Origin of the sequence: Segatella cerevisiae, from assembly GCF_024054555.1 — a bacterium.
In the GTDB taxonomy this organism is placed as follows: domain Bacteria; phylum Bacteroidota; class Bacteroidia; order Bacteroidales; family Bacteroidaceae; genus Prevotella; species Prevotella cerevisiae.
The window spans coordinates 20335-32087 of sequence record NZ_JAMXLY010000043.1 but is presented as its reverse complement, the minus strand read 5'-3'; the positions used below and the strand labels follow the sequence as shown (position 1 = coordinate 32087).

7 protein-coding genes are annotated in these 11753 nt (G+C 47.1%); 1 reads left to right on the top strand and 6 read right to left on the bottom strand.

The window, feature by feature from the left end; translation table 11 throughout:
• Positions 1-120: 120 nt before the first annotated feature.
• The 3 genes from NG821_RS10255 to NG821_RS10245 all read right to left on the bottom strand — a co-directional run bounded on the left by NG821_RS10255 (position 121) and on the right by NG821_RS10245 (position 2871).
• Positions 121-1023 (bottom strand): zinc metalloprotease, encoded by a 903-nt coding sequence (locus NG821_RS10255; RefSeq protein ID WP_252761570.1) that lies wholly within the window; start codon positions 1021-1023, stop codon positions 121-123.
• A gap of 72 nt (positions 1024-1095) precedes the next feature.
• Positions 1096-1239, bottom strand: coding sequence for a hypothetical protein (locus tag NG821_RS10250; RefSeq protein WP_252761569.1), 144 nt, complete (start codon positions 1237-1239; stop codon positions 1096-1098).
• 411 nt (positions 1240-1650) lie between these two features.
• Positions 1651-2871 carry a DUF4861 family protein gene (locus NG821_RS10245; RefSeq protein ID WP_252761568.1) on the bottom strand — a complete coding sequence of 407 codons (1221 nt, stop codon included), beginning with the start codon at positions 2869-2871 and terminating at the stop codon, positions 1651-1653.
• A gap of 173 nt (positions 2872-3044) precedes the next feature.
• Here NG821_RS10245 and NG821_RS10240 point away from each other — a divergent pair, with 173 nt between their 5' ends.
• Positions 3045-5207, top strand: coding sequence for an AAA family ATPase (locus NG821_RS10240; RefSeq protein WP_252761567.1), 2163 nt, complete (start codon positions 3045-3047; stop codon positions 5205-5207).
• Between the two features lie 66 nt (positions 5208-5273).
• On the opposite strand, the gene NG821_RS10235 is transcribed toward NG821_RS10240, so the two are convergent.
• The 3 genes from NG821_RS10235 to NG821_RS10225 form a co-directional block, all read right to left on the bottom strand.
• The gene (locus NG821_RS10235; RefSeq protein ID WP_252761566.1) at positions 5274-7223 is read right to left on the bottom strand and encodes an alpha-L-arabinofuranosidase C-terminal domain-containing protein; all 1950 of its coding nucleotides are present in this window, start codon (positions 7221-7223) and stop codon (positions 5274-5276) included.
• Positions 7224-7388: 165 nt separating this feature from the next.
• Positions 7389-10562: a glycoside hydrolase family 2 TIM barrel-domain containing protein gene (locus tag NG821_RS10230; RefSeq protein WP_252761565.1), complete on the bottom strand. Its 3174-nt coding sequence runs from the start codon at positions 10560-10562 to the stop codon at positions 7389-7391.
• On the bottom strand, positions 10492-11688 hold the full coding sequence (locus tag NG821_RS10225) for a glycoside hydrolase family 88/105 protein (protein WP_252761573.1): 1197 nt from the start codon (positions 11686-11688) through the stop codon (positions 10492-10494). The genes NG821_RS10230 and NG821_RS10225 overlap by 71 nt, the downstream gene beginning before the upstream one ends.
• Positions 11689-11753 lie beyond the last annotated feature (65 nt).

Below are 11753 nucleotides of genomic sequence, written 5' to 3'. Positions count from 1 at the left end.
TTCAACCGAAGATCATTTGGCGACAGACTTTTTGACAGGCTAGTTGTTGCAGCTGTGTCCTATAGACCGGCGTTTCAGCACAGAACCTATGATTGAAGAAAATCACTCAGTTGAGGATAATCATAAAGGTTTATTACATTCCTGTCTGGTCCATTTGATGCCGTGAATCCATTTGCTCGTCAGTTGGTCAGCCCTGGTGACCAGATTCTCCACACCGAATATATCAGAGTAGACCCAATAGCCGTCATTTCTGAAAAAGGGAATGGCGGAGCATAACATCACCACGTTGTTCGAAGCAATCAGGTAAGTCAATATCTTCCGGACAAAATATTCGTTGGTCAGGCAGAAAATGACAATCATACACATATTCGCCAGCAACTGAAAATAGATTCCGGCAATATTCACCACCAGCCGCCTGTTGCGCGACAACAGCCAGACACGAGTGACATCTGTAAAGAAGACAGGGAAGATAAAATAGAAACCGAAGCCGATATCTCTGGCAGGAAGTCCGAACTTGAGACTTGCAGAAGCATGGCCGATCTCATGAAAGACAACGAAAATATTGCTCAGAACGAATAAGGCACACAATTGGAACAGGGTAAACCCTTTAGACAAATCACCGAGAATGGCATTTGTATGAGTGACAAAAAAAACGATGTTAATCAGTAAGGATAAAGTAAAGAATATAAAGAAGGCATTTCTACAAAAGAATTCCTGAAAATAATGGGATATCTTTTCGGTCGTATTTTTCCTGAATATAATTATTTTCCCTTTGATATAGCTTTTATTGTTTGCCAAGTTGTGATTCACAGAAGTCATGAAACCATAAAAAGATTTCTTCACTTCCTCACTGTCAATATCCGACTCTAGGGATATCTTCTTTATAGCCTCAGCTTCAGATAGACCACCCTTAATATCCGAAAGGATAGAATAAAAAATATAGTTGATGTTATACGCCTTCTTACCGGCAAACGCTATATAATTTTTATTGCGTATTCCTATATCTATATCTTTAGCATCCATAGGCAAAAAACATAATTTATGCAGTCGTCCCAAGGCGGGACTAACTGCATAAAATGATCTTACAGAATTCTATTAGAATTGAGGAGGATTTACCTCACCGCCACCACCTCTGCCGATAAAGCAACGGCTGTTTTCTGCACATGCTAACTGAGCCATTTCGAGACGATCTTCAAGCTCGCCATACTCCAAACTTTTCTTTTCTTCATTTGTTACCATAATAGTAAAAATTAATTGTTAATATAATGTTAATAAACACAAACTAACATATGAAAAATGAAAGTTCATCCAGGCTCCCTTTTTTAAAAGAATAACTTCTAAATATCATCTCCAAACGATCAGTCAATGCTATTTATCATTTATTCATTAATGATTTATCTTTTTATCAAGTATGAACTTGTTTCAATATAAATATTTCAAACGGTTGCAAAGATATAGTTTTAATTAAATACCACAAAATTATTTAAAGTTTTTTTTAACAACAAATGCTAATAGATCTATAATAGCATAAAATAACGTTCAAGTATGGATAGTTTTTCATGTTTTATCAAGAAATATCGCAATTCTTGTGTAAAATAAATACAAGAACTGCGAATAGGAGAAAGAATACAATTCAATAAAACATTCGAATCAGCGCAATGCCGTGATGTCCGCTTTCAAAGGATGCTGCAAGTTCTGCAACTTCTCCTTGATGACGACTTGCCATTGCGGGAAGGTCTTGATGTCATAATCACTCCATGCCGAACCAAACAGATAGGAATACCGTCCGCCGGTATAATGCTTGATCAGACCCAAGGCATGAGTCCCATCATCAGTAACGTATGTGCGGTCTACCCCTTGGGGGAACAAAACGGCCACATAGATGGAAGACCCGCAAGCCCGAGGCTGCTGTGTCGGATCAGCATAACTCACCTGTTCCTTGTCCAAAGCGAAATCGACACCCTTCTGCAATTTGCCTTTAGGCGTGTGGAGAACGACGCCGGAAACGAAGGGCGCAGGAGTGTTCAAATGGTCGTACCAAACTGTTATCCGGTTGAAGTGAGAACCTTTGTCCAAGCTGATGATCCGATGCTCCACGACACCGTCTGCATTCGGAGGGAAGTTGAGTTGAAACGTAAATCTCAGAGGTCCTTTATCCAGGATCTGATAAGTCTGATAACAATAAGGGTAAATGATCTTCCCGGAGTCGGACATCAGGGCCGGCGTACCACAGCCTAAGGTAGGACCGACTTCATAGACGTCCATGCCATTGCCATGATCGATATGGAAAGAAGAGACCCGGTCTACAGAATCAGCCTTCTGCTTCAATCCCTCTTTCCGCAGGGCATTCTCTTCGACATTACCGGCAGCATCCTTATAGTATCTCTCGTCCAGGATCATATCTGGGGTATTCTTCACCCAGATATCAATACCATACGACTTCTCTCCAGTCTTGGCAAGGGCCGGTCCATAGGCCCTGTAAGCTCCCTTGTCATTCTCCCAGGCGAAATCGTCCTCACGAATGGGATACATCTTACCGCTAACGGCAGAAGGCATCGGAGAAGGAGTACCGGGACGGGCTGTAAAACCGGAGGTCGTATGAGGCCTCACACTGACATAGAGCAGGAGTTTTCCGTCATAGGTTGATTGCCAGGCCACTTCCTGACCGAAGGGATTCCTGATGACAAAAGGGTCGGAAGGTCCCAGTTGCATCATTTTCCTCAAGGAATCCAAATTCATTTCTACGACCTCACTCCTCTGGATGTTACCAGTATTGGTAAAAGCAATCCGGACATCCCTGGCCTGGAGTTTCAAACAAGCAGAACAGGCGGAGAGGAACAATAAGGTCAACAAGCATTTTTTTCCAGACATAGTAGTATCAGTTTATTTGACAAAGATAATGAATTTTGGAGAAAAAGCCTATCTTTAATTACCTTTTTCACTTAATTGCGGACGTTTTAACCGGACTCTGCCCTGAATGACTTCCCCCGTGAATGTAATCCAAGAATTTTGCGTACCTTTGTACAACTAACAGGAAATGCATCATGGAAGAAAACCAAGACCTGAAAACAGCATGGGAATTTATCGAGCATACGGGAAAGAGCGTCTTTCTCACCGGTAAGGCAGGCACCGGTAAAACCACCTTTCTGAAGACCCTACGCAAGGAATCGACCAAGCGCATGATCGTCGTCGCTCCTACCGGTGTGGCTGCCATCAATGCAGCGGGAGTGACCATCCATTCTTTCTTCCAACTCCCCCCTTCGCCTTTTATTCCTCAGGCAACATTCAAGAACCATTTCGAATACAGCAAGGAAAAGCGCAATATCATGCGTACCCTGGACCTGCTGGTCATAGACGAGATCAGTATGGTGCGCTGTGATCTCCTGGATGCCATCGATCAGGTCATGAGGCGGTTCAGGGAACATGACAAACCTTTCGGCGGCGTGCAACTGCTGATGATCGGGGACCTGCAGCAACTCACCCCCGTCGTCACACCGGAGGAAATAGAGATCCTCAAACCTTATTATCAAACACCTTATTTCTTCGGGTCACAGGCACTGCAGAGTGTCGGGTTCGTCACCATCGAACTCCATCATGTCTACCGTCAGCAAGACGAAAAGTTCATCCGTATCCTGAATCATATCCGAGACGGGAATCCGACGAAAGAAGACCTCGACCTCCTGAATAAACGGTATGACCCGGGATTCCATCCTAAAACGGAAGAAGGGTACATCCGACTGACCACCCATAACCGGTCTGCCGAACTCTATAACGAGAAGGAGTTGACCCAACTCCCCTCTCCGCCTTTCACCTATCAGGCAAAAATCAAGGGCACATTCCCGGAATACTGCTATCCGACAGACATCCAACTGACCCTGAAAATAGGCGCACAGGTGATGTTCATCAAAAACGATACCTCTGAGGACCACCGCTTCTACAACGGCCGGATAGGAAGGGTTATTGCTCTGGATGAAAACATGATCCAAGTGCAGTGCCAAGGGGATGAGGACGCGATTGAGGTCAAACCGGAAACGTGGGAGAATAACAAATATGTCATCAACCCGGAGACGAAGGTCATTGAACCTGAAATCCAGGGGACCTTCGAGCAATTTCCCCTCCGCCTGGCCTGGGCCATCACCATTCACAAGAGTCAGGGACTCACCTTCGACCATGCCATCATCGACGCACGGTTCTCGTTTGCCTCAGGTCAGGTGTATGTCGGCCTCAGCCGCTGCAAAACTCTAGAAGGACTGGTATTGGCCTCTCCTCTCTCTGGAAACAGTGTGATCAGAGACCAGCGCGTGGACTCGTTCATCAGAAAACAGACAGACGAAGCTGAGTTCAGCATACAGCAGTTGCCGGCATTGAAGGAAGAATACTTCAGAGACCAACTGATGGAACTCTTCAATCTCAATGAACTCACGCAAGAGACCAACAACATGCTGCGACTGATGGCAGAATCATTCAGAAGATATTCACGTATCCTCAACGCCTATCAACTCATCCACCTGGAATTGTCCCAAAAGATCGTACCTACTGCACGGAAGTGGATAACGGTCATCGCCTCGACTTCCATTCCCGACCTACACGACAGTGCTTTTCTGCAACGGGTACAGCGTAGCGCAGGGTATTTTCTGGAAGAACTCCGGAAGACTTTCGGAACCATCATCATGATCTCCGGGGAGATCCATACGGACAACAAGATCGCCAAGAAACGATTGGCCAATAATCTCTCTGCCCTGAGCCAGACACTCCGGATCAAAACTTGGCTGCTGGCACACATCAAGACCAATGGATTCTCGACAGCCAACTACCAGAAATACAAACAGGAGGCGATCCTTTCCACCATTGAAGAAAATACGACAGACAGAAAGCGGAAAACTGCAAAGCCGAAACCGAAAAGGGAAGATACGAGGATGGTGACCCTCCAAATGCTGCAGGCTGGGAAAAAGCCTCAGGAAATCGCAGTGATCCGCCATCTGACTCTCGGGACGATCCAGACGCATATCGCCACTCTGATAGAGAAAGACTTGCTGAAAGCCGAAGGCTGGATCAGCGACCGGACATTGGCGGATGTCCGACAGGCACAGGTCAAAGCCAACGGCGGCGGACTCTCTGCCATCAGGGAGAACTGCACAGCCGGCATCTCATATAATGAACTGGAACTGGCGATAGTGATCCTGAAACATACCAAACGTATGCCTTGATCACTACCGCCAGTCCGAAAGATAATATCCATTCCACTCCGAGCGCACATGCACTCCGGCGGAAACTTAAAGACGATAGACGGCAAATGACTGTGCCGGCACAGTTACGGTCAACGTATTACTGCCGGATGCGCCTATGGCAGAAGTCACCGGAACGACAACGTCAGGATGACTGAACGAATTTTCTGCCTTCAGATCATCACAGTGCAGCAAGGTCTGCTGCCCTGCCTTCAAATGCTTCAATCCTTTGAAAAGAATGGAAACAGACTGCTCTGTCTTCCCGGCATTGACGACCTTGACGATATAACTCTTGGTGGTCTTGTCATACGCTGCAGTGGCATAAAGTCCGTCAGCGCCCTGTACAGGTTTTCCGCCTTCAGTCAGACGCAAGACATCAGTCCCTTTATTCGTCCCGTACATCATCTGGACATACCAGTTGACTGTGCGCAGGCTCCTCAGGTTATCGAACCAGATCAGGTCCGGTTTCCACTGCCAGCCCTGTGCATGCGCAAACAACGGCGCATAAGTGCTCTGGTAAACGACGTCGGCATTCCGCTCGAGACCGGTCATGAAGGCTGCCTCAGAAAGCGCGGCTTCCCAGTTGTTGCGTTCCCCTTTACCGTGAGCGGCATATTCTCCGGCAAAGACTTTCGGACCTTTACGCGGGTACTTGTCATAGCGGTTGGCATTGGCTAGAAACCATTGCGGATTCATATAGTAGTGTTCATCCACAAGATCGACACTTTGCCGCCGCATCTGTTCCCAACCATAATCAAAAGCTTCTCCTGAGGCATAAGGGCCTGCAGATCCGCAGATCTTGATATCCGGATAGCGGGCACGTATCTGTTTCACGAATGCCGCCAGTCTTTCGGGATAGAGGGATCCCCACTGCTCATTGCCGATGGCAATCTCCTTGAGATGGAAAGGCTGGGGATGCCCCATATCAGCCCGTAATTTCCCCCACTTGGTCTTCACGTCACCGTTGGCAAACTCGATCAGATCGAGGGCGTCATTAATATAAGGTTGCAGATCTTGAAGACTAACATGCGCATTCCGGTCAGAATCCTCATTCTGAAACTGGCACGCCATCCCGCAATTCAATACGGGTAATGGAGACGCACCGATATATTCGCTCAGGAGGAAATATTCATAGAAGCCCAGTCCATAACTCTGGTAATAATTCGGGTACAGGCGATAAGCGAAGGTATAGTTCCAGCGGTTCTCGTTCAGAGGCCGGTTCTCGACAGGCCCGACAGTGTTCTTCCACTGATAGCGTGTCGCCAAGTCGGTGCCTTCGACGATGCAACCTCCGGGGAAACGGAACACGCCCGGATGAAGATCCTTCAAGTCCTGGACGAGATCTGCACGCAGTCCGTGCCAGTTGTCTGCCGGCATCAGGGAGATCTGATCCATATCTATGCCCTCTTCACTCTCCAGGAAAATGCGCAGGAAAGCATGGGCGTCAGTCCGGTCTGAAGTCAGATGTGCCGTGCATTTCTCCCACTGATTACCGGTCACTGTCACCTCCTGTCCGGAGATCACTTGGTCATCGTTCGCTACAAGTTCTACACGGAACTTTGCACTCTTTCCCTGCAACTCATTGAGACGGGCATAGACGCTGAAATCATAGGTCATGCCTTTCTTCAGACCCATACCGAAATAACCGTGATTCTCTATGCCGGTAAACTTCTGGTTATGGCCTGCGCTGAGCAAGGTGACATAATGCGGATTACGCTCAAAGGCAGGCATGCGGTCACTCAGCGTGACTTTCCCGAAAGTATTCCATCCCATGAGATGTTGGGGAAATTCGAATGAACGGTTTTCCACCAAATCAGCATACAGTCCCCCGTCAGCTCCAAAATTGATATCTTCAAAGAAGACACCGTACATCGTTGGCTGGATCTTGGCTACAGGTCCGGAAGTCTGGACAGTAAAGACATGGCTGGCAGACAGGCTGGAAGCTGTCAGACAGGCAAGGCAAAGGCATAACGTTCTTAAAAAATGATGATTGTTCATTGGATATTCTGTTTTAATTGATGATGCGCATTGATAATGTGTGTGTCTCAGACATCACACAGGACATGAATCTCATGCTTTTCGATAGACAAAGATAAAAAAATCCACCCGTTTACAGGTGGATTTTCATTCATAAATAGTGGACAAAAATCTTTTTCATCCGCCTTACAACTTCTCCGGTGACAGGACAAAGGTGAAATCACGATTCTGATAGGGTACCAGATAGGGCTTCAAAGGCCAAGCTCCCCAAGTGTTCGTGCCACCTACACCTTGCTGGATGCCGTCAATGCAGAGTTCCGTATAACGGGACAGAGGAACCTGATAACTGTGACGTTGTTTCTTCTCCAACCCCTCATCCAGATCATCAATGTTATAGTGCAGTGCACTGGCACTGAAGAGACGGCCATCGAATCCGAATATCTTCAGACCCATCCCGGCAACATTCATCTGTTTCCAATAGCGGATATCCGATTTCGTCCCAGTTTCCTGAGGACGGAGATAGGGATAGAACTGTTCGTCGGCAGTCTGCTTGTAGATACCCACTCTCATGCAGTCCTTCCTGTCACTATAGTTCTCTATCGGTCCGCGACCATAAAACTCCGACTGATCCATGTCATAAGGCATGTCCATGACCATTCCGAAACGGAACAGATTAGGTTCCTTGGCAGTAGAATCAGTAGTCATCTTCTCGTTCACGACAATCGTGCCGGCAGGAGAGATCTTGTAAGTCAGGTCCAAACGGGCCTTGACGGCAGGCATCTCATACTTGGCAACAACTTCCATGCCGTTCCCGAAACTTGCATCCTTGAGTTTGTCGGCAGTCAGGGAAACCAGGTTCATCTGAGGATGATGCCAAGGCGCATACAACTTTTGGAAATTCGCGCCCATGTCATTGTCTGTCACAGCCCGCCAGAAATTCGGCTTCAGCGTACCTTGAGTACCCAGATAGTCGACGCCTTTGACATTATATTTGGTCAGGAAACCGGTAGACTTGTCGAAGCTGACCGTTACATTCTGACCAGAGACCGTCAGGGCCGAGGTATCTTTCTTGTCAACTTTGATCTTGCCTTTCTTGTCCGGGACGACTGACAGAACTGTCGTAGCCGCCTTCACAGGGAGTTGGGCATACGCTACAGTCTGATTGGCAGACAACAGGGATTCCGCAGCCTTCAGTTGAAAGTCAAGATTGAGGAATACCTCATTGCCATTCACCGGACCATAAGGCAACGTGAGTTGTCCGGTCTGCTGAGGAGCGACATCAAGGTGATCCACCTCACCACTCTTAACCGTCTTTCCGTCATCTACCAGACTCCAGACCAGTTTGACATTACTCAGATCCTTGAAGAAGTTTTCATTCTTGACGGAGATCTTACCCTGAGAGAGGTCGACCGGTGCAGCCCAGATATTCTGGTACTGATAAGCGACCTCATAGGCATGAGGGTTCAACTGGCGGTCAGAGCCAATGATACCGTTGCTGTTGAAATTATTGTCTGAAGGATCATAACTGTTATAGTCACCTCCATAAGTATATTCCGTCTTCACGGAGAAATCCTTTGACAGTTGCTCATAGTCGGCCAACGTACGGTTCGCATCGAAATGAGGATGGCGGTGCAAAGCCTCATCGACGAAATCCCAGATGAAACCGCCCTGATAGATCGGGTATTTCCGGACCAGATTCCAATATTCGGCCAAATTGCCTCCTGAATTGCCCATCGAATGGTTATACTCACATTGGATAAGCGGTTTGGGAGAATTCGGGTCAGAAGCATACTTCTCACACATATCCACAGGATAATACATCGGACAGAAGATGTCACTATAACCTTTCAGCCCTGCCTGTTCATACTGGATGGGGCGATAAGGATCCTGCTGCCGGATCCATTTATAGGCATCGATGAAATTCTGGCTGTAGCGCGTCTCATTTCCCAAACTCCAGATGATCACACTCGGGTGATTGAAGTTCATGCTGACATTATGCTGGTTACGCTGCAGGATCTGTTTGGCGAACATCGGTTTCCCCGACATCGCATCAGGCCCATAGAAAAATCCATGACTCTCCTGATTGGCTTCGGCTACCAGATAAATACCGTACTGATCACAGAGATCGTACCAATAGGGATTATTGGGATAGTGGCTCGTACGGACTGCATTGATATTCAGACGCTTCATGATCTTGATATCCTGAAGCATACGTGCCCGGGTAATATAATACCCGCCATCAGGATCCATCTCATGACGATCAGTACCTTTGATCAGGACAGGTTTTCCATTGACCAGGAGTTGACGGTTTTTGATCTCGACAGACCGGAAACCGACTTTGAAAGACAATGTCTCATAAGCGCGTCCACCTTTTGCCGAAGGCAGTGCACTGGCAACAAGTGTATATAAATAAGGTGTCTCTGCAGACCAGAGATGAGGTTTGGCAAGATTCAGAGTTGTTTTTGCCAACCCATCCTTCACGCCGGTCACAACCTGATCGGCAACCTGATTCCCAGTAGCGTCAAACAATTTGAAGTCAGCCGTATTGCAGCCCTTCAGCAGAGCCTGAATATTCAGGACCCCGTCAGTATAATTATTGGTCAGATTCTGAATGACGCGGATATCTGTCATCTGATGTGCCTTATTGCGGGTAAACAGATAGCAGTCGCGGGCCACACCACTCAGGCGCCAGAAATCCTGGTCTTCATCATAACTCCCGTCACACCAACGAGAGACCTGAAAGGCAAAGAGGTTATCACCCTTCTTTAAATAAGGTGTAACATCAAATTCAGCCTCCACTTTCGAATCTTCTGTATAACCTACAAAATGCCCGTTGATCCACAGGTGCATGTTCGAAGTCACAGAACCGAAATGCGCTATGATCTGCTTACCGTCCCAATCAGCGGGAATGGAGATGATCCTGCGATAACTTCCCACATGATTGTCCTTGATAGGAATCTCGGGAGGATTATTCTTGAAATGGCCTCTCCATGCAAAACCGTTATTGATGTATTCCGGATCCCCATAGCCATTCAGTTCCCAGATACCGGGTACTGTAAAATCTTTCCAGGAAGAATCATTATAGCCGACCTTATAGAAGTCGACCGGGCGTTCATCAGCATTCGGTACCCAATTGAATTTCCACTTTCCATTCAGGCTCAGCGTATCCCCGTTTTCTATCCTGAATGCAGTATGCATGGGATAGCGGTTGATGTCATTGACCTGAAGGTCGTGCCATTCTGGAAATATCACCGGATCACTTTTCACTTTAGGTTGGACCTTTTTTAGATTAACGGCCAAAGCCGGCGCCGACGCCAACAAAGACACCGCCACCAGTAAACACAGATTTCTTTTTGTCATAGTATTTGTTATTAGCAAGATATCTCACATATTCACAAGAGGCAAGAAGGAATGCCCCTACACCAAAGTCTGCCTGAGAATGTTGGTCGAGGAATTGACCGGCAATGGCACGATCGCCTATAGGCTGCATATAGCCCACGCTCCCGTCCTTCTGCAATGCCATCTTGGAAAGGTATTTCCAAGAGCGCTTGATCACCGTTTTGAAATCCTTATCGGGTAATATCCCTTTGTTGACTCCCCAAAGGATCCCATAAGTAAAGAAAGCTGTACCGCTGGTCTCAGGTCCGGGAGCCTGTGCAGGATCCAGCAAAGACCGGGTCCAATAACCCTCTTTCTGTTGCAACTTTGCCACAGCGTATGCCATCCGGACATATTTCTTCAAGAAGAAAGAATAGTGAGGATATGTCTTTGGCATATCCTGCAACACCTTTGCCAAACCTGCCAATACCCAGCCATCGCCACGGGACCAGAAATCTTTCTTGCCCGACGCTGTCTGGTGAGCCGGATAGACATACCTGGCATCCCGATAATAGAGACCGGTATCGTGATCCAGCATGATGCTGTCACTATACAAGATGTTATCATAGAGTTTGTCGAGGTATTTCACCTCACCGGTCAACTTGTACATCTTGGTCAACACCGGCATCACCATATACAAAGCATCAGACCACCACCAATAGTCATTAGCTTTGGAATCGGCCTCATAACTCATCACTTCCTTGGCTCTGGCGATCCTGATCGGATCAGGAGACAGGTGATACAGATCGATATAAGTCTGAAAACAAACTTGCCAGTCACCGAAGAGCACGTGCTGTGGATCTTCACCATAGGTCTTGTAGAGCCATTTGGAAGAATCCTTTTCCGTAGCTCCCTGCCAATGATTGTGCTCTGCCCAAAGTTCAGAATACCGCAGCCATTGAGGGTTGCCCATCAATTGATAGGCAGCCATATTGCCGGTATGATAGACCGCAATATTCCAGACAGCACGATCCTGAGGCTGATGATGAGTTTGCCAATAATCATTTACTTTCGTGATCATCGCCTTCACCTGCTCCACGGATTCAGCTTTCATGGTGATCAACGGGACAAGCAGGAGCAAAAAGGCAATGTATCGTATTTTCTTCATCATTTGTCTTTCATCTATTTAAGGCATCCGATCATTATTTGTTCAAAGTTACTCATTTTTTAATA